Consider the following 17,081-nt stretch of genomic DNA (forward strand, 5'->3'; position numbering starts at 1 on the left):
AAACCGATGCAAAGGTTCTCGATCAGCTTGATGGGTGTGTTGCTAGGCATCTCGCTTATCACCGCCGCGGTCGAACAATCCTATGCAAAGGTGGCCGACGCAAAGGTCGCCGATACAAAGGCGGCGATCACCCGGAGCGAGCGTTGCAGCAACCTGAGCCGTCAGTTTGACGAAGCCCTCGAAACCCATGCCGCGGCAACGCAGGTCACCGCGGCGAAGGCACTTCAAAGAAAGGGCAACCGGTTCTGCGCCACCAAGAAACAGGCACAGGGCATCCGGATGCTCGCCAACGCTTTGAAGCTGCTTGGAGTGACACCGAACGACCCGGTTCAGTGACCCTCAACCCGATCTGCAAGCAAAAGGAAACGAAGCCATGAAAAAGTCCCTGCTCTCTGCTCTCGGTCTCGCCATCGCGCTTGCCTTCTCGATGCCGGTTCTCGGCGTCGGCAGCGCCAATGCCGCAGGCACGACCGCGGCGGCGACGACTGCGACGACCGCTGCGCCTGCCAAGATCGTCAAGAAGGTCGCCGCCAAGAAGACCGTCAAGAAGCACAAGAAGCACGCGGTCAAGGCAGCTCCGAAGGCCTGATCCAGCGACATCTCTTGCCTGCTAAAAAGACCGCTCCAGTTGCGATGCGCCTGGGGCGGTCTTCTTTTCGTTATAGATGGGCGGCGTCTGCGGCCGAGTCATCGAAATCCCTGCCGGGCTTCGCTGCGCCAAGCCGTTGAACGGCAGCCGGTAGTTCCCACATAGGCACGGACTTGTGAACGGCCGCGCCGGCCGGAAGGCGGTTTGTGCGCGGCTCAAAATAGACGACCGCTTTCCCCCATGTCAGAATAAGGCGAAGTTATCGCTCGCAATTGCCGGTTCCGATGCCTGAGATCGTCACCAAACCCCGCACCAAAACGCAGCCGAAGATCGAACGGCCGAAGCTCTACAAGGTCATCCTGCTGAATGACGACTTCACACCGCGCGAGTTCGTGGTGACGGTGCTCAAGGGCGAATTCAAGCTGAGCGAAGACCAGGCGCGGCGAGTGATGATCACCGCGCACCAGCGCGGCGTCTGCGTCGTCGCCGTCTTCACCAGGGACGTCGCTGAGACCAAGGCGACACGGGCGACCGATGCCGCCAAGGCCAAAGGCTATCCGCTGATGTTCACGACGGAGCCGGAGGAATGAGGCGCTCGCCCATAGCCTTGGCTCCCCGTCTGTGCCGTTGACAATTGGCGAAACCAATCCGCGACCGCGTCTTTCCCCCGTCACTATACGGGGAGAAATGTCCGGCAGGACAATGAGGGGCGGCGCCCGGGGGTGCCAATATTTAACTTAGGTTGCTCGTAGAGATTGCTAATCACTTCAGGCTGGCGCTGCCCCTCATCCGCCTGCCGGCACCTTCTCCCCGTGAACGGGGAGAAGGGAAGCTACCGCCCCTCGCGGTACCACATCGACCCCAATGCCAGAAGCAGCAGGCCGAGGCCGAGGAAGCCGCCGAACAGCGGCACGCGCGAGACAGCCTTCAGCACGCTGTCATCGGTGGTGCGCAGGCCGATCCAGTCGTTGCCGGTCGCCGCGCCCGAGGCGCGGACCGGGACGACCGAGGGCAGCGTCACGCCGCCGGTGAGGTTGCCAAGGGCCGATGATGGCGCCAGCCGGCGCACGCTGCCACCGGTCGCCTCGGCCGGCGCTTTCAGCCGGCCCTCGGTGGAAACGACATCGGTGAATTCCGGTGCATTGACCGGGCCGACATGGGCAAGCGCCTTCAGATCGCCATTGCCGACCTGGTAAATGCCGATCTCGTTGGTTTCGATGCTGCCCAGGAAGACGCCGGGTTCGGCCCTCTCCAGCTTGACGGTCAGCGCCTTGCCGGACGGGGTGATGATTTGAGCCGGGCCGGGGTCGTCGCTCATCGTCTGGCGGCGGATTTCCAGCATCATGCCGCGGCCGTCGGCGGTCAGCCGCTCTTCCTCGAGTTCTGGCTCCTTCATCAGCCAGTGGGCGATGCGGCGATAGAGCTGGACATGCGGGCCGCCGCCTTCGAAGCCTCGCGCCCACAACCAACCCTGGTCGGACAGGAACATGCCGACGCGGCCTTCGCCCTTACGGTCGAGCAGCAGCAGTGGACGATCGTCCGCCCCTTTCATCACCGCCTCGCCCTCGGGGTTCTCGACGCCGATGGTGCGGAACCAGCGGCTCCAGTGCGGCGGCTCGGTGGCGGAGCCGTCGAGCCCGCGCGTCACCGGATGGCGCTGGCCGAGCTCGGTGAGGCGCGGATAGAAGGCCTTGTCGACGACTTCGCCGGTCGGCATCGCCGGCAGCGCCGACATCAAAGGCGTGCGGGCGATGGAGCTTTCGCCGGCATATTCGGGCCCCGCCGCGATCAGCAGCGCGCCGCCCTTTTCGACATATTCGGCGATGTAGTCGTAATAGAGGATCGGCAGCACGTCGCGGTGCTGGTAGCGGTCGAAGATGATCAGGTCGAAATCCTTGATCTTTTCGACGAACAGTTCGCGCGTCGGGAAGGCGATCAGTGACAATTCGTTGATCGGCGTGCCGTCCTGTTTTTCCGGCGGCCGCAGAATGGTGAAATGGACCAGATCGACCGAGGCGTCGGATTTCAGCAAATTGCGCCAGGTGCGTTCGCCGGCATGCGGCTCGCCGGAGACCAGCAGCACGCGCAAATTCTCACGGATGCCGTCGATCAGCGCGATGGCGCGATTGTTGGTGTCGGTGAGTTCGTCGGGCTCTGGATCGATGGCGAGTTCGACGATGTTGCGGCCGGCACCGGGGATCGTCACTTGCAGCGGCATGGCCTGGCCGATGGTGGCCTGCTCGACCGCGACCTGCTCGCCATTGACCGAGACACGGACATCGACCGAGCCGGTCTCATTGTTGGTGCCGATGACGCGATAGGTCATTTCGAGAGGCTTGCCGACCAGACCGAAGCGCGGCGCATTCTCGAAGCGGATGCGGCGATCCTTTTCCTGGTCGTTGCCGGTGATCAGCGCGTGCAGCGGGGCGTTGAAGTCGGGTGTGCCGGCCGGCGCATCATGCACCTCGCCATCGGTGATCATGATGGCGCCGCCGATGCGCGACGGCGGTACGTCGCGGAAAGCGCCTTCGAGCGCGCTGAAAAGCCGCGTTTCGGTGCGCTCCTCGGCGGCTTCCGACTTGCCGGCCTCGACGACGCGGACGTCGAACTGCTTGAAGCGACTGAGGCGCTGCTGAAGCCCGGCCAGCGCCTCGTCGGTCTGCTTGGTGCGCTCGCCGATGTCCTGGCTCTGGCTGCGGTCGACGACGACGGCGACGACGCTTTTCAGCGCCTCGCGCTCCTCGTCGAGAACAACAGGGTTGAGCAGGGCCGCACCCAGCGCCAGCAGGGCGGCGAAACGGAAGACCGCGCCGCGCTGGCGAAGCCACAGGCCGACCAGTGCCAACAGCAACAGCGGCGCCAGCACCAGGCCAAGCAACGGCCAGGAGATGAGCGGTTCGAAGGCGAGCGACCAATTCATGGCTTACTGCCCCAGCCGTTCGAGCAGCACCGGCACGTGCACCTGATCGGATTTGTAGTTGCCGGTCAGCATGTACATCATGATGTTGACGCCGGCGCGCAGCGCGTAGATGCGCTGCATCGGGTCCGACGGCACGGTCGGCAAAAGCGGGTCGCCGTTCTCGTCGACCGCCCAAGCGCCGGCGAAATCATTGGCGGTGATCATGATCGGCGAGACGCCGTCGCCGGTGCGCACCGGACGGTTCTCGGTGTTGCTGGCTTCGAGCGACGCCGCGACCCAGAGCGGGCTGCCGGCAAAGCGTCCGGGAAACTCAGGCAGGATGTAGAAGGATTTGGTCAGCACATGGTCCGACGGCACCGGTTCCAGCGGCGGCACGTTGAGATTGCCGAGGATGTCGCGCAGCCGCTCTGTCGCCGGGCTGGCCGAATCCGCGCCGATGCCGGTGGCGAACTCGTCGCGCGTGTCGAACAGCACCGTGCCGCCCTGCTGCATATAGGCGTCGACGCGGGCGATCGCGGCCTGACTCGGCATCGGTGCGGCAGGGTCGATCGGCCAGTAGATAAGGGGATAGAAGGATAGCTGGTCCTTCGAGATGTCGACGCTGGCCGGCGCCCCCGGCTCGAGCGCGGTTTTCTCGATCAGGAAGCGGGTCAGGCCCTCCAGCCCGGCTTGGCTGATCGAATCGACGCTCTGTTCGCCGGTCTGCACATAAGCGATCCGGGTCTTTGAAATGTCCTCGATCGCCCTGGCATCGCCGGGTTTGGCATCGTCGGCGCGGGCGATGTCGGCGTGACCGGCCAGGGCGCCGAGCGCAATCATCAGGGCGGCGGTGGTTGCGGCAGCAGTGCGGGCGCGGCGCGGCCGGCGCGAGAACAGGCCGCCCATCCAAAATACGGCCAGCGTGTCGAGCACCATCAGCAAAAGGGCTGCCGCCACCAGCGGGCCCTTCAAATTCTGCGATTCGTCGAAAGCGTACTGGATGGTGGTAACCGGCACTGTGATCTGAGGACGGACCAGCGGTGCGAAGCTGCTTTCGGCATTGAGCAGATTGTGGGCGAAGACGCCGGTTTCGGAGCCGTACAAGCCGGGCGGGTTCTCGAACGTCACCGGCAGCGGGCCGGCACCCGGCACCAGCGGCCGCGCATCCGGCGTCGGCGGCACCAGCGCGCCGTCGGCTGATATCATGCGGTAGGGCGCCAGCGAGGCGGCCGCGGCCTCGGCATTGGCGACCGCAGCGCCCTGGTTGCGCGACAGTTGCACGATGCGGCGCAGCATCTCGACGAAACTGCCGGAGATCGGCAGGTTCGACCAGGTCGCCTCCGGCGTGACATGGAACAGGACGAGCGTGCCCTTGCCCTTCTTCATCCCGGTCACCAGCGGCGTGCCGTCGGCAAGCGTCGCCCAGGTGCGCTCGACGATATCTGGCGTCGGTTCGGCCAGCACCTGCCTGGTGACGGTGACCTCGGCGGGCGGAGCGAGGTCGGCGAAGGGGCCGGTCTTCGGGAAATCGGTGACCGGCTGCGGCGTCGTCCACGACAGCGCGCCGCCAAGCGAGCGCTCGCCGGTGCGCAGCCTGACCGGCAGCAGGTCGTCATCATTGCCGGCGGCGACCAGCCGCGAGCCGGCGAACCGCACAAGTGTGCCGCCATTGTCGACCCAGTCGACCAGCCTTTGCCGTACCTGCTCAGGAATGGTGCCGATATCGGCCATGACGATCATCGCCGGCTTCTGGTCGAGCAGTTGCGGGATGGCGTCGGCAAGGTCGGCGCTCGACGGCTCAGCCAGATCGGCGAAGGGCTGCAGCGCGCGGCGGATATAGTAGAGCGGCGACAGAAGCGGCTGCGCCTGGTCGGCCTCGGCCTGCGACAGCAGCCCGACGCGGCGGCGTTTGGAACTCTCGTCGAGCACGCGGACGGCGCCGGCCTGCCGCTGGCCGTCGAGCGTAATCGAGGCGAAATCGTTGCGCAGTTCGAACGGCACCGCCATCGTGCCGGTGGCGGCGGATTCGCCCGGCGAGAAGGTCAGCGTGGCGTCGGCGATGCGGCGGCCCTTATCGTCGAAAGCGCCGGCCGTCACCTGAGCCGGCGCCGGATCGCCCGGTGCACGGATGGCGGTCAGCTCGAAGCCGTCCACCTGATTGTCGGCGCTGGTCAGGCCGATCAAGTCAGGCCGGTCGGAGACAGCCCAGACGACACGGGCGGCGTTCTTCGACAAAAGCGTGTTGAAGGCGGCCTCGTCGCCTTCCGCCGCCAAACCGTCGGCGAGCACGGCGACGCTGGCGCCCGGCAAGCTCTCCAGGGTTGCTGCGACGCGGGCGTAGACGGCAGGGCGGTCGGTCGGGATCGGCCGCGGCTTTGCCGCGCGCAGCCGGTCGAGCGCGGTGGCGGCGTCGAAGGGGCCGATCTCGGCATTCGGCTTTTCGGCGGTGAAGGCGATGATGACAGGCACGTCGTTGGAGCTGGCATCGGCGATCAGCCGTTCGGCCGTGGCGACGCGCTGGCCCCAGTCGGCGGCACTTGCCCAGTCATTATCGATCACCAGCGCAAGGGCGGCGCCTTCGGCCGGCAGTTTTTCACGCGGGTTGAAGACAGGTTCGGCCAGTGCTGCAACGATAAGGGCAGCCATCAGCAGCCTGAGCAGCGTCAGCCACCATGGGCTCTGTTGCGGCGTCTCCTCGCGCTTCAGCACCCGGGCCAGGATCTTCAGGGGCGGGAAGACCTCGGTCTGCGGCTTGGGCGGGGTGAACCGCAAAAGCCACCAGATCACCGGCAGTGCCAGAAGGCCCCACAGCACCATCGGCGCCCCGAAAGAGAGCGGCAGCCAGCTCATGCGCGGATCCTCCCGGCGGAGCTGCCATCGACGGTCATCGCCATATGGACGCGCACCAGCGCTTCGGAGGCGACGCGATCGGTGTGGTTGACCGTGAAGCTCCAGCCGAGCCGCTTGCACCAGTCGGTCAGTTCCTGGCGGCGGGCGGTGTAAAGCAGGCGGTATTCATCGCCCAGCGTTTCGGCGCGGCCGGCGGTCAGTTTGTCGCCGGTCTCGGGATCGGTGAATTCGGTGCGGCCGGCATAGGGAAATCTCTCCTCGGCCGGGTCGGCGACCTCGATCAGATGGGCACGCACGCCGTGGCGAGCGAGCACGTCGAGCCAGGCGATCGTGTCCTCGACCGGATCGAGGAAATCGCTGACGATGACGATGTCGCAGAAGCGGCGGATGGCGGACAGGTCGGGCTTAGCCGGCAATTCGCCGGCATGGGTGAGTTGCGCCGCGATACGTTCGGCACCGTTGCGGGCGGTGAACGGATCGGTCAGGCCGGGCCAGGCGATGCGCTCGCCGCTGCGCGACAAAAGCTCGGCCATGGCCAGCGCCAGCACCAGCGCGCGGGATTCCTTCGAGACGGTGGCTCCGGTCGATTTGTAGAGCATCGAGGGCGAGGGATCGGCCCACAGCCACACGGTATGGGCGGCCTCCCATTCGCGGTCGCGCACATAAATGTGATCGTCGCGGGCCGAGCGGCGCCAGTCGATGCGCGAGGAATCGCCTTCGACATAGGGCCGGAATTGCCAGAAATTCTCGCCGATCCCGCGTTTGCGGCGGCCGTGCCAGCCGGCGATCACCGTGTTGACGATGCGGCGCGCCTCGACCAGCAGGTCAGGCACCAGCGACGCCCGCAACCGGCCGCGGGCGAGCGCGTCACGCGTCGCTGCCGGTGCCTGGGCCTCGCCAATACGCGCCATCAGATGCCTTTTGCCAGTTTCGCCACCACGTCGCGCACGGTCGTGCCCTCGGCACGGGCGGCAAAGGTCAGCGCCATGCGGTGCTGCAGCACCGGCTCGGCCAGCGCTCTGATGTCGTCGACCGACGGCGCCAGCCGTCCGTCGTAGAGGGCGCGGGCGCGGGCGCACAGCGTCAGCGCCTGGCTGGCGCGCGGGCCAGGGCCCCAGGCGACGTGCTTGTCGGTCTCGGCGTTGCCTTGGCCGGGGCGCGCCGAGCGCACCAGCTGGAGGATCGCCTCGACGACGCTTTCCGGCACCGGCATGCGGCGGATCAAGGTCTGGATCTCCTTCAGCCGCGCCGGCTGCAGCACGTTCTGCGCCTTGGCGTCCTCGATCCCGGTGGTTTCCAGAAGAATGCGGCGCTCCGCCTCGATTTCGGGATAAAGGATGTCGACCTGCATCAGGAAGCGGTCGAGCTGCGCCTCTGGCAGCGGATAAGTGCCCTCCTGCTCCAGTGGGTTCTGTGTCGCCAGCACATGGAACGGCGCCGGCAGGTCGTGGCGAGCACCGGCGATGGTGACGTGGTATTCCTGCATCGACTGCAGCAGCGCCGACTGGGTGCGCGGCGAGGCGCGGTTGATCTCGTCGGCCATCAGCAGCTGCGCGAAGATCGGCCCGGAAATGAAGCGGAAGGAACGCTTGCCGAATTCATCCTGCTCCATCACCTCGGAGCCGAGAATATCGGACGGCATCAGGTCGGGCGTGAACTGGATGCGGCGGGAATCGAGGCCGAGCACGATGCCCAGTGTCTCGACCAGCTTGGTCTTGGCGAGGCCGGGCACGCCGACGAGCAGAGCATGGCCGCCGGCCAGCAGCGCCACCAGCGTGCGTTCGACGACGCTTTCCTGGCCGAAGATGACGCGGCCGACGCCGTCGCGAACCCTGGAAATGTCGGCCAGCGCCGTCTCCGCCTGGGCGATCATGTCCTTTTCGCTGATCGGGCTTTCCTTGATCATCACGCTCATGCAGCATCGATCCTTCTCGTTGGAAATACCGGCTTGCACCCTCGACGCCGCAGAATGCCGCGATTCGGCCTCGCATGGCGCCCGTCTTTGAATTTAAATCACAGACTTAGGCTGACAAGCGGAACAACAGTGACTATTTCGTGACCATGACGGAACGCGCCGAGGATCGTGAAGAGAGTTTGACGGCCGCCACCGAGGCGCGCGGACTGGAGGCGCTGATCTCGCGTGCCGCCCGCGCGGGCAAGGGGCCGGCCCCGGTGGAGCGCTGGAATCCGGCCTTTTGCGGCGATCTCGACATGGAGATCAGGCAGGACGGTACCTGGTTTTATCTCGGCACGCCGATCGGCCGCATGCCGCTGGTGCAGCTGTTTTCGTCCGTGCTGCGCAAGGACGAAGACGGCAAGACCTACCTGGTGACGCCGGTCGAAAGGGTCGGTATCCGCGTCGCCGATGCGCCCTTCATCGCCGTCGAGATGGACGTTTCCAGCACCGGCGATGGCCAAGTCATCACCTTCCGCACCAATGTCGGCGACGTGGTCGAGGCCGGGCCGGACCATCCGCTGCGCTTCGTCGACGAGGACGCGACGGGTGGCCTGAAACCCTATGTGCTGGTGCGCGGACGGCTGGAGGCGCTGGTGGCGCGGCCGGTCATGTACGAATTGGTCGGGCATGGCGAAGAGATAGAGGTCGGCGGCAGAAGGATGTTTGCCGTCCGCTCGAAGGGCGTGGTCTATCCGATCATGACGGCGGAAAAGCTGCAGCGGCTGAGCGCATGAGAGGCAGCGTACGATGGACCAGGTGACGCTATGGACCAAGTGACGCGGGCGCCGTTTTCCGCCGAGGATTTTCGCGCCCGTGTCGCGGCACAGCCGCTGGCGCATGCCGCCGACGATTATGGCGACCATCGCTTCAATCCCGGCCATCCGCGTTTGAAGCTGGCGAAGGCATTGCGCGATGCCGCCGTGCTGATCCCGGTGGTCGACCATGGACGCGATGCCACGGTTCTGCTGACGAAACGGGCGGAAAAGCTGCGCAACCATTCGGGGCAGGTGGCTTTTCCCGGCGGCACGATCGACCCCACCGATCTGAGCCCGGAGGCGGCGGCATTGCGCGAGACATTCGAGGAGATTGGCCTCGGCCAGGACCAGATCGAGATCATCGGCCGCATGCCCGATTATGTCTCCGGCAGCGGCTACCGCATCGCCCCGGTGCTGGGGATCGTGCGGCCGGGTTTTTCACTGACGCTGAATTCCGAGGAGGTCGATGCCGCCTTCGAAGTGCCGCTGCGCTTCCTGATGGACCCGGCCAACCACGGCCGCGACAGCCGCATGTGGAACGACCTGGAATGGTTCTTCTACGAGATGCCCTATGACGGCCAGCGCATCTGGGGCGTCACCGCCGGCATCATCCGCACGCTCTATGAAAGGCTCTATACGTGAGCGGCGCGGTGTCGCTCGCGGGCAAAGCCGACTGGCTCGGCGAAAAGCACCTGCAGCGTCTGCTGGCGGCGCTGGCCGATGGCGGCGAGGAGGCGCGTGTTGCCGGCGGCGCGGTGCGCAACGCGCTCATCGGCCAGCCGGTCGCCGACGTCGATATCGCCACCACTTGCCTACCCGATGAGACCATCCGCCGCGCCGAGGCGGCGGGCTTCAAGGCCGTGCCGACCGGCATCGAGCACGGCACCGTCACGATTGTCGCCGGCGGGAAGCCATTCGAGGTGACCACGCTGCGTGCCGATATCGAGACCGACGGCCGGCGGGCCAAGGTGTCGTTCGGGCGCGACTGGAACGCCGACGCGCAACGGCGCGATTTCACCATCAACGCGCTCTATGCCGAGGCCGACGGCACGGTCGTCGACCTGGTCGGCGGGGTTGCCGACATCGAGGCGCGCCGGCTGCGCTTCATCGGCGATCCTGAAGCTCGTATCCGCGAGGATTATCTGCGCATCCTACGCTTTTTTCGCTTCTTTGCCTGGTATGGCGACGGCCGGCCGGATGCCGAAGGGCTGAAGGCTTGCGCCCGGCTCAAGCAGGGGCTCGGCCAACTCTCGGTCGAGCGCGTCTGGTCCGAGTTGAAGAAACTGCTGTCGGCCCCCGATCCATCACGCGCCTTGCTGTGGATGCGCCAGGCCAGCGTGCTCACCAGCGTTCTGCCGGAGAGCGAGAAATGGGGCATCGATGCGATCCATGCGCTGACCAGGGCCGAAAAGGATCTGGGCTGGACGCCGGATCCGCTGCTCAGGCTGGAAGCGATCGTGCCTCCGGACGCGGCGCGGATGAAGACGCTCGCTGAGCGGCTGAGATTCTCGGTCAGCCAAGCCGGCCGTCTCAGGCAGTGGGCGCTGACAGCGCCTGTCGAGCCGAAGACGACCGAAACGGAGCTCGCAAAACGGCTCTATCGTGGCGATCATCAGGGCTTTGTCGATCGTTTGCGGCTGTCGCTCGCTTCGGCTCGAGCCCGCGCGGTCGACGACAATGACGCGCTGCTCGAAGCCGGCGGCTTCTCGCGCCTGCTGGCCTTCGCCGGAAGGTGGAAAAAGCCCGTTTTTCCGCTCAAGGGCGCCGATCTGACGACGCTTGGCGCGTCGCCTGGGCCGAAACTCGGCGCAACCTTGAAAAATCTTGAAAACGAGTGGATCGAGTCCGGCTTTGCGCTGGATCGCGGCGCGCTCCTCGGGCGCGCCGCAGAAGCACTCGAAAGTTAAGCAGGTCAGGCCGCGTCGCGGGCCTTTTCGATGCGCGAACGGATGGCTTCGATCATCGTCTCGCGGATGATCGTCTCGCCATGCGTCTCGCGCATGTGCTCGACCGCACGACGCATGACTTCGGCTTCCTCTTCGGCGCGCGTGTGCCAGTCACAACCCGGAACGAGCGAGCCGCAGTGGAATTCCTTCATCGGATTTCTCCTTTTCCTCCTCGGAGCGCCGCTGAATGCGGAAGCTCCAGCACCTTTGATCGACGCATGATCCCTGTCGAAAACCGGTATCGGTATTCGGGTCATACGCTGGCCGAGCAAGCATAACACGATCGATTGGTTTTGGTTGCCGCAAAGACCGAAAAGGCGGAGCAGCGCTGCTCCGCCTTCTTACGCTACCCCGGAGACAAGACTTGTCTTGCTCCCGGCGACAAGACTGTGTCTTGCTCTGGAGGCAAGACCTCGTCTTGCTCCAGCGGGCAGGCCGTCACTTCACGATCCTGACTGCCTCGGCAATTTTGCTCTTGCCGCTCATGTCCCATGAAACGCGAACCTTTTCGCCGACCTTCAGGCCAGGATCCTTGAAGGCCTTGGGCAGCGTAAAGGTAGATCCGTCATCCAGAACAAGGCTCATAGCCGTTCCATCATAGACCTTGACTGTACCCGTGGTGTGCTTGACCGCTGCGAAGGCAGCGCCACCAGAGGCAAGAACGGCAACAGCCGCAGCCGACATAATAAGCTTGCGCATGGCATGCTCTCCTGGAAAATGAGGGCACTTAAAAAGGTGCCTCACTCGATCATTAGGCCGTCCGGTCGCGTCGAGTCGCGGTTCTGGAGGAGGTGAGAACCGCCGGCGTTTCCCGGCCTGAAACGAAAAATAGCCCTGTTTTTTCAAAGGGATATTAGACGAAAAAGATATTCTCCGTGCCACATTCGCCGCCAGAATCCAGCGATTTGGACCTGATTGCGGTTCACGTCCAACTCACCGAGATTTTACGGCCATTTCACCTCTGGCGGCAGGCTGGACAGGATCGAGGCGACGTTGCCGCCGGTCTTCAGCCCAAAGATGGTGCCGCGATCGTGAAGCAAGTTGAATTCGACATAGCGGCCACGGCGGATCAGCTGTTCTTCGCGATCGCCGTCGGTCCAGTTATCGTTGAAATTGGCCCGCACCAGATGCCCGTAGACGACGAGAAAAGCGCGCCCGACATCCTGGACGAAGTTGAAATCGGCGTTCCAGCCGCCTCTGTCCTCGTCCGAATGCAGCCAGTCGAAGAAAATGCCGCCGGTGCCGCGCGGTTCGTTGCGGTGCGGCAGATAGAAATACTCGTCGCACCAGACCCTGAATTTCGCGTGGTCGGCCACCGCCGGATGCTTGTCGCAGGCGAATTGCATGGCGCGGTGGAAGGCAACCGTGTCCGGGTCGTCCTGGGTGCGGCGGCGGTCGAGCACCGGCGTCAGGTCGGCGCCGCCGCCGAACCAGTGGCGCGAGGTGACGACCATGCGCGTGTTCATGTGCACGGCCGGCACGTTGGGGTTCCAAGGATGGGCGATCAGCGAAATGCCGCTTGCCCAGAAGCTCGGGTCTTCCTCGGCGCCCGGCATCTGCTTCCTGAACTCCGGCGAGAACTCGCCGTAGACGGTAGAGGTGTGGACGCCGACCTTCTCGAAGACGCGACCACGCATCATCGACATCATGCCGCCGCCGCCCTTGCCAGCGTCGCGCTCCCACGGCGTCTTTTCGAAGCGGCCGGGCGACCATGAGGCCTGCGGCCCCTGCAGGTCCTGCTCGATCTGCTCGAAAGTGGCGCAGATGCGCTCGCGCAACGTCTCGAACCACAGCCGCGCCTTCATCTTTTTCTGTTCGATGTCGGCCGGCAGCCCCGCCGCTATTTCGGGTCGTTGCAAATGCTGTCTCCGGTTGCGGGGCGCACCCCGACAAATGACTCGTCTTTTCCGGCCGCGATCCCTAATCTCTTGGGTGCAAGGGTCAAGTGTGAATGGAGTTCTTTCGTGCGCACCCCGGCAAGACCGCCGCTGGATGGCCTGAAGAAGAGGCTCGACCGTTCGCGCGCCGAGCGCGAGCGCATGCCGCGCGACGGCTTCCTGCGCGAGACCTTCGTGCTGCCGCGCTCCGATGCGCGGCTCAAGGCGAAGGAGTGGTTCGAGCGCTTTCCCAAGCAGGCCTACTGGACCGAGATCGAAAGTTGGTTCGAGCGGCCGGGCGACGTCATCGAATTCACCATCAGGCGATTGCCGGCGGCCGATTAACGAACGACCAACAACCGCCTCGCTCCCGGCCCTTGGGCGCTTAAACGGTCTTCCTTGTTCCGCAGCGGGCACTTGTCGATCGACATGCAGCCGCAGCCGATGCAGTCGGTCAGCCCGTCGCGCAGCTTCTTCAACTGGGCAATCTTCTGATCGAGCTGGTCGCGCCAGGCCGTCGAAAGCAGGTTCCAGTCCTCGCGCGTCGGCGTGCGGCCTTCAGGCAGCGCTTGAAGTGCAGCACCGATCTCGGCCAGCGAGATGCCGACCTCTTGCGCGATCCTGATGATCGCCACACGCCTCAGCACGTCGCGGCCGTAGCGCCGCTGGTTGCCTGATGTGCGGTGGCTGCGGATCAGTCCGCGCGCCTCGTAGAAATGCAGCGCTGACACTGCCACGCCGCTTCGCGCCGCCACTTGACCGACCGTCAATTCCGTCACCGCAGCCATTCGAATTTTCCACTTGACCTCAAGTTAAGTTGAGCTTGTAACCAAGAAACTCTTGATATGCAAACCGCAGGAGAAGGCGATGTGCGCCTGGGTGAGAGTGACAAGAGATGGTGTGGTTGTCGGCCAGAAAGCCGCGATAAACGTAGCGCCCACCGAGGGTCTGCAAATCCTATGCGAGTTGCCGGATCGCCTCGCCGGCCACCATGGCGACCGAGAGCGCGACGTTGATGCTGCGCGCGCCAGGCTGCATAGGGATGATCAGTCGCGCGTCCGCCGCCTGGTGGACAGAATCCGGCACACCTGCGGACTCGCGACCGAACAGAAGGACGTCATCGTCGGTGAAGACGAAATCCGTGTAGGCGGTCGCGGCTTTGGTCGACAGCAGCACCAGCCGCCGCGCTTCGCCTCGGCGCCAGTTCTCGAAGGCGTGCCAGTCGACATGCCGGGTAAGCCGCGCCATTTCGAGATAATCCATGCCGGCCCGTTTCAGCGCCCGGTCGGAGAGCGGGAAGCCGGCCGGTTCGATGATGTCGACGCCGAGACCGAGGCAAGCGGCAAAGCGCAGGATTGTCCCGGTGTTGCCGGCGATATCCGGCTGGTAGAGCGCGATGCGGAGACGGTCGTTCATTTCCACGCCATTTTGATCCGTGGCAGATCGGCCACAGGGGTCGCGCGGTTTTGGAAATTGCTGGACTGGCGGGTGGTCATTTTTTGCGAAGTCGGTTATACGCCGGGCATTGTCAACCCGAACCGATGGAGGGGTAATTCATGATGATCATGTACATCCAGCGCCCCTCTTGTGGGCTTACCAGCCTGCTGGCGGTTTCGGTACGACGATTCTCCTGACCTTTTAAACTTCGATCGCACCGATTCTTCGCCGAAACCTTTTTCGGTCTTCGAAAGAATCCTGCGATGTTTTTCAAGCTGTCGAAGGGGCTGAACGCCCCACCTGAACACGCCTTTGTTCAATCCTCGCCTTTCGCCGGCCGTTCGCCCGCGAACAGGCCGGACTCAGCCTTTTTCCTACACTTTCACATGGAGGACGGACCGATGTTCGATCCCTGCAGAATTCCCGGTTCAAGAAGCCTGCACGAGCGCAGGATGGCGACCTGGGCGCTTTTGATCGGCGAAACCTATTCGTCGGCGGTTCACGCCGAGACCCGTCGGCGCCCGCATCGCGGCATGCTGCCGGACGTCGATTTCTCGCGCGCGGTTCCCGACCGCAGCCGGCCGTCGCTGGTGCGCCGGATCATCAGACTGATCCGGCCTGGCGCAAAGACAGCCGCGAAACTCCGGGTCGTCGACACCACGCTGTCAGGATCGCCAAACGAGCCTGTCGGCGAAAAGACCGCGACGTCCTATATTGCGCGAAGCAGGATCGGCGGCCCGGATGATTCGGGGGCGCCGGTCTTTGCCGCCACGCGATCCCAGGATGTCCCACGTCTCCAGAACGTTACGCGCTCCCAGGACGCCACGAGCTCCCGCGCCGCGTGAGCGAAAACAGCATATGGGTACCAAGACAATGTTCCGCTGGTTTGAAAGAAGGCTCGATCCATTCCCCGCCGAGGAACCGGTCGAGCCGCCGAAGACGCTGATCGGCTTTTGCGTGCACTATACGCGCGGCGCCTGGCCATACATCGCTCTCGATGCGGTGCTGGTGACGGCAATTGCCGTCGCCGAGGTGTGGATGTTCGGCTTCATGGGCCGGATCGTCGACTGGCTGTCGGTGCAGAATCGCGAGACGTTCCTGCAGGCCGAGGGCTGGAAGCTCGCCGGCATGGCGTTCATCGTGGTTTTTGCGTTGCCGGCGACGGTCTGGTTCCATTCGCTCCTCAACCAGCAGACGCTAATGGGCAATTATCCGATGCGTATCCGCTGGCAGGTGCATCGCTATCTGCTCAAGCAGTCGATGAGCTTCTATCAGGACGAGTTCGCCGGACGCATCGCGACCAAGCTGATGCAGACCGCGCTTGCGGTGCGTGAGTGCGTCATCAAGCTTATCGACGTGCTCAATTATATCGTCGTTTATTTCCTGGGCATGCTGTTCATCGTCGGCTCGGCCGACTTGCGGCTGGCGGCACCGCTTGGCGTCTGGCTTGCCGGCTATGTCTTGCTCTTGCGCTATTTCATTCCGCGATTGGGCAAGGTCGGCGAGGAGCAGGCCAATGCGCGCTCGACCATGACCGGCCGCGTCGTCGACAGCTACTCCAACATCCAGACGGTGAAGCTGTTCTCGCACGCACGGCGCGAGGCATCCTTCGCCAGGGAAGGCATGGCCGGCTTTCTCGATACGGTGTACCGGTCGATGCGGTTGGTGACGCAGCTCTACGGCCTGCTCTACATCCTGAATTCGCTGCTGTTGTTTTCGGTCACCGCGATCTCGCTGTGGCTGTGGCTCGGCCAGGCGGTGACGATCGGCGCCGTCGCCCTGGTGATCGGCCTCGTGCTTCGGCTCTGGGGCATGTCGCAGTGGATCATGTGGGAGATGTCGGCCCTGTTCGAGAATATCGGCACTGTGCAGGACGGCATCAGCTCGATCTCACTGCCGCGCCTCGTCGAAGACAGGCCGGGGGCCAAGGATATTGCCGTGAACAAGGGCGAGATCCGTTTCGAGGACATCCGCTTCCACTACGGCAAGCAGAAGGGCATCATCGAAAGCCTGTCGCTGACGGTGAAGCCGGGCGAAAAGGTCGGCATCGTCGGCCGCTCGGGTGCCGGCAAGTCGACACTGGTCAACCTTCTGTTGCGCTTCTACGACCTCGAAGCTGGCCGGATCCTGATCGACGGCCAGGAAATCGCGGCGGTGGCGCAGGATTCGCTGCGTGCTCAGATCGGCATGGTCACCCAGGACACCTCGCTGCTGCATCGTTCGGTGCGCGAGAACATCCTGTATGGCCGGCCGGACGCCAGCGAGGAGATGCTGATCGAGGCGGCACGCCGGGCCGAGGCGCTTGATTTCATATCGAGGCTTTCGGATGCCAGCGGCCGCACGGGTTTCGATGCGCATGTCGGCGATCGCGGCGTCAAATTGTCCGGCGGCCAGCGGCAACGCATTGCCATTGCCCGCGTTATGCTGAAGGACGCGCCGATCCTCATTCTCGACGAGGCGACGTCTGCGCTCGATTCCGAGGCCGAGGCAGCCATCCAGGAGAACCTCTATAAGCTCATGCAAGGCAAGACCGTCATCGCCATCGCGCACCGGCTCTCGACCATCGCGGCGATGGACCGGCTCGTCGTCATGGACAAGGGCCGCGTCATCGAGGAAGGTTCGCATGAGCAACTCGTCGCCAGCGGCGGGCTTTATGCGCAGCTTTGGCAGCGCCAGTCGGGCGGCTTCCTGCTCGACGACAGTGCCGCCGCCAACGACGCGATCGTCAAGGGGCAAGCAGCAGAATGAAGGCAGGCAGCACAATGATAGCC

General features: G+C 64.4%; 18 protein-coding genes. 9 read left to right on the top strand and 9 right to left on the bottom strand.

Going from position 1 to position 17,081, the window contains the following annotated elements:
* The first annotated feature begins 6 nt into the window (after positions 1–6).
* The 3 genes from ABID19_RS22735 (at position 7) to clpS (ending at position 1,179) form a co-directional block, all read left to right on the top strand.
* Positions 7–336 carry a hypothetical protein gene (locus tag ABID19_RS22735; protein ID WP_354493198.1) on the top strand — a complete coding sequence of 110 codons (330 nt, stop codon included), beginning with the start codon at positions 7–9 and terminating at the stop codon, positions 334–336.
* A 37-nt stretch (positions 337–373) separates the two neighbouring features.
* Positions 374–589, top strand: a complete 216-nt coding sequence (locus ABID19_RS22740) for a hypothetical protein (protein WP_352933411.1) — start codon at positions 374–376, stop codon at positions 587–589.
* A 284-nt stretch (positions 590–873) separates the two neighbouring features.
* Positions 874–1,179, top strand: a complete 306-nt coding sequence (gene clpS / locus ABID19_RS22745; protein WP_354493199.1) for an ATP-dependent Clp protease adapter ClpS — start codon at positions 874–876, stop codon at positions 1,177–1,179.
* A gap of 242 nt (positions 1,180–1,421) precedes the next feature.
* Here the strand turns inward: clpS and ABID19_RS22750 are convergent, their stop codons facing one another.
* From ABID19_RS22750 to ABID19_RS22765, 4 genes are read right to left on the bottom strand one after another with little or no spacing between them, the layout of a single operon-like run.
* Entirely contained in the window at positions 1,422–3,509 is a 2,088-nt protein-coding gene (locus tag ABID19_RS22750; protein WP_354493200.1) for a hypothetical protein, read from the bottom strand.
* A gap of 3 nt (positions 3,510–3,512) precedes the next feature.
* Positions 3,513–6,338, bottom strand: coding sequence for a DUF4159 domain-containing protein (locus ABID19_RS22755; protein WP_354493201.1), 2,826 nt, complete (start codon positions 6,336–6,338; stop codon positions 3,513–3,515).
* A complete protein-coding gene (locus ABID19_RS22760; RefSeq protein ID WP_354493202.1) occupies positions 6,335–7,249 on the bottom strand; it encodes a DUF58 domain-containing protein in 915 nt (304 codons plus the stop codon). Before ABID19_RS22760 ends, ABID19_RS22755 begins: the two co-directional genes overlap by 4 nt.
* A complete protein-coding gene (locus tag ABID19_RS22765; RefSeq protein WP_352933427.1) occupies positions 7,249–8,253 on the bottom strand; it encodes an AAA family ATPase in 1,005 nt (334 codons plus the stop codon). Before ABID19_RS22765 ends, ABID19_RS22760 begins: the two co-directional genes overlap by 1 nt.
* 146 nt (positions 8,254–8,399) lie before the next feature.
* Between ABID19_RS22765 and ABID19_RS22770 the strand changes: the two genes are divergently transcribed.
* From ABID19_RS22770 to ABID19_RS22780, 3 genes are read left to right on the top strand one after another with little or no spacing between them, the layout of a single operon-like run.
* Positions 8,400–9,029 carry a DUF1285 domain-containing protein gene (locus ABID19_RS22770; protein ID WP_354493272.1) on the top strand — a complete coding sequence of 210 codons (630 nt, stop codon included), beginning with the start codon at positions 8,400–8,402 and terminating at the stop codon, positions 9,027–9,029.
* A gap of 30 nt (positions 9,030–9,059) precedes the next feature.
* Positions 9,060–9,692, top strand: a complete 633-nt coding sequence (locus ABID19_RS22775) for a CoA pyrophosphatase (RefSeq protein ID WP_354493203.1) — start codon at positions 9,060–9,062, stop codon at positions 9,690–9,692.
* Positions 9,689–10,957 (top strand): CCA tRNA nucleotidyltransferase, encoded by a 1,269-nt coding sequence (locus tag ABID19_RS22780; RefSeq protein ID WP_354493204.1) that lies wholly within the window; start codon positions 9,689–9,691, stop codon positions 10,955–10,957. The genes ABID19_RS22775 and ABID19_RS22780 overlap by 4 nt, the downstream gene beginning before the upstream one ends.
* 5 nt (positions 10,958–10,962) lie before the next feature.
* Here ABID19_RS22780 and ABID19_RS22785 read toward each other — a convergent pair whose 3' ends face one another.
* The 3 genes from ABID19_RS22785 to hemF all read right to left on the bottom strand — a co-directional run bounded on the left by ABID19_RS22785 (position 10,963) and on the right by hemF (position 12,855).
* Positions 10,963–11,148 (bottom strand): DUF1059 domain-containing protein, encoded by a 186-nt coding sequence (locus tag ABID19_RS22785; protein ID WP_027024449.1) that lies wholly within the window; start codon positions 11,146–11,148, stop codon positions 10,963–10,965.
* 286 nt (positions 11,149–11,434) lie between these two features.
* Positions 11,435–11,695, bottom strand: coding sequence for a DUF1344 domain-containing protein (locus tag ABID19_RS22790; RefSeq protein WP_354493205.1), 261 nt, complete (start codon positions 11,693–11,695; stop codon positions 11,435–11,437).
* 245 nt (positions 11,696–11,940) lie between these two features.
* Positions 11,941–12,855: an oxygen-dependent coproporphyrinogen oxidase gene (gene hemF, locus ABID19_RS22795; RefSeq protein WP_354493206.1), complete on the bottom strand. Its 915-nt coding sequence runs from the start codon at positions 12,853–12,855 to the stop codon at positions 11,941–11,943.
* 105 nt (positions 12,856–12,960) lie between these two features.
* On the opposite strand from hemF, the gene ABID19_RS22800 reads away from it, so the two are divergent.
* Positions 12,961–13,218: a hypothetical protein gene (locus tag ABID19_RS22800; protein ID WP_006202578.1), complete on the top strand. Its 258-nt coding sequence runs from the start codon at positions 12,961–12,963 to the stop codon at positions 13,216–13,218.
* Here the strand turns inward: ABID19_RS22800 and soxR are convergent.
* Both soxR and ABID19_RS22810 read right to left on the bottom strand, forming a co-directional pair.
* Positions 13,215–13,661 (bottom strand): redox-sensitive transcriptional activator SoxR, encoded by a 447-nt coding sequence (soxR, locus tag ABID19_RS22805; RefSeq protein WP_354493207.1) that lies wholly within the window; start codon positions 13,659–13,661, stop codon positions 13,215–13,217. The two genes, ABID19_RS22800 and soxR, sit on opposite strands and share 4 nt — an antisense overlap.
* 169 nt (positions 13,662–13,830) lie before the next feature.
* A complete protein-coding gene (locus tag ABID19_RS22810; protein ID WP_354493208.1) occupies positions 13,831–14,289 on the bottom strand; it encodes a tRNA (cytidine(34)-2'-O)-methyltransferase in 459 nt (152 codons plus the stop codon).
* A gap of 422 nt (positions 14,290–14,711) precedes the next feature.
* Between ABID19_RS22810 and ABID19_RS22815 the strand changes: the two genes are divergently transcribed.
* Positions 14,712–15,155: a hypothetical protein gene (locus ABID19_RS22815; RefSeq protein WP_354493209.1), complete on the top strand. Its 444-nt coding sequence runs from the start codon at positions 14,712–14,714 to the stop codon at positions 15,153–15,155.
* Positions 15,156–15,183: 28 nt separating this feature from the next.
* On the top strand, positions 15,184–17,058 hold the full coding sequence (locus ABID19_RS22820) for an ABC transporter ATP-binding protein (protein ID WP_354493273.1): 1,875 nt from the start codon (positions 15,184–15,186) through the stop codon (positions 17,056–17,058).
* The last annotated feature ends 23 nt before the right edge of the window (positions 17,059–17,081 follow it).

The sequence above is a fragment of the Mesorhizobium robiniae genome (genome assembly GCF_040545535.1).
GTDB classification, from domain to species: domain Bacteria; phylum Pseudomonadota; class Alphaproteobacteria; order Rhizobiales; family Rhizobiaceae; genus Mesorhizobium; species Mesorhizobium robiniae.

Bases quoted from the DNA above. Each gene is read 5' to 3' on its own strand.
- ABID19_RS22735 (WP_354493198.1), top strand. From the start codon at position 7: ATGCAAAGGTTCTCGATCAGCTTGATGGGTGTGTTGCTAGGCATCTCG.
- ABID19_RS22740 (WP_352933411.1), top strand. From the start codon at position 374: ATGAAAAAGTCCCTGCTCTCTGCTCTCGGTCTCGCCATCGCGCTTGCC.
- clpS (WP_354493199.1), top strand. From the start codon at position 874: ATGCCTGAGATCGTCACCAAACCCCGCACCAAAACGCAGCCGAAGATC.
- ABID19_RS22750 (WP_354493200.1), bottom strand. From the start codon at position 3,509: ATGAATTGGTCGCTCGCCTTCGAACCGCTCATCTCCTGGCCGTTGCTT.
- ABID19_RS22755 (WP_354493201.1), bottom strand. From the start codon at position 6,338: ATGAGCTGGCTGCCGCTCTCTTTCGGGGCGCCGATGGTGCTGTGGGGC.
- ABID19_RS22760 (WP_354493202.1), bottom strand. From the start codon at position 7,249: ATGGCGCGTATTGGCGAGGCCCAGGCACCGGCAGCGACGCGTGACGCG.
- ABID19_RS22765 (WP_352933427.1), bottom strand. From the start codon at position 8,253: ATGAGCGTGATGATCAAGGAAAGCCCGATCAGCGAAAAGGACATGATC.
- ABID19_RS22770 (WP_354493272.1), top strand. From the start codon at position 8,400: ATGACGGAACGCGCCGAGGATCGTGAAGAGAGTTTGACGGCCGCCACC.
- ABID19_RS22775 (WP_354493203.1), top strand. From the start codon at position 9,060: ATGGACCAAGTGACGCGGGCGCCGTTTTCCGCCGAGGATTTTCGCGCC.
- ABID19_RS22785 (WP_027024449.1), bottom strand. From the start codon at position 11,148: ATGAAGGAATTCCACTGCGGCTCGCTCGTTCCGGGTTGTGACTGGCAC.
- ABID19_RS22790 (WP_354493205.1), bottom strand. From the start codon at position 11,695: ATGCGCAAGCTTATTATGTCGGCTGCGGCTGTTGCCGTTCTTGCCTCT.
- soxR (WP_354493207.1), bottom strand. From the start codon at position 13,661: ATGGCTGCGGTGACGGAATTGACGGTCGGTCAAGTGGCGGCGCGAAGC.
- ABID19_RS22810 (WP_354493208.1), bottom strand. From the start codon at position 14,289: ATGAACGACCGTCTCCGCATCGCGCTCTACCAGCCGGATATCGCCGGC.
- ABID19_RS22815 (WP_354493209.1), top strand. From the start codon at position 14,712: ATGTTCGATCCCTGCAGAATTCCCGGTTCAAGAAGCCTGCACGAGCGC.
- ABID19_RS22820 (WP_354493273.1), top strand. From the start codon at position 15,184: ATGTTCCGCTGGTTTGAAAGAAGGCTCGATCCATTCCCCGCCGAGGAA.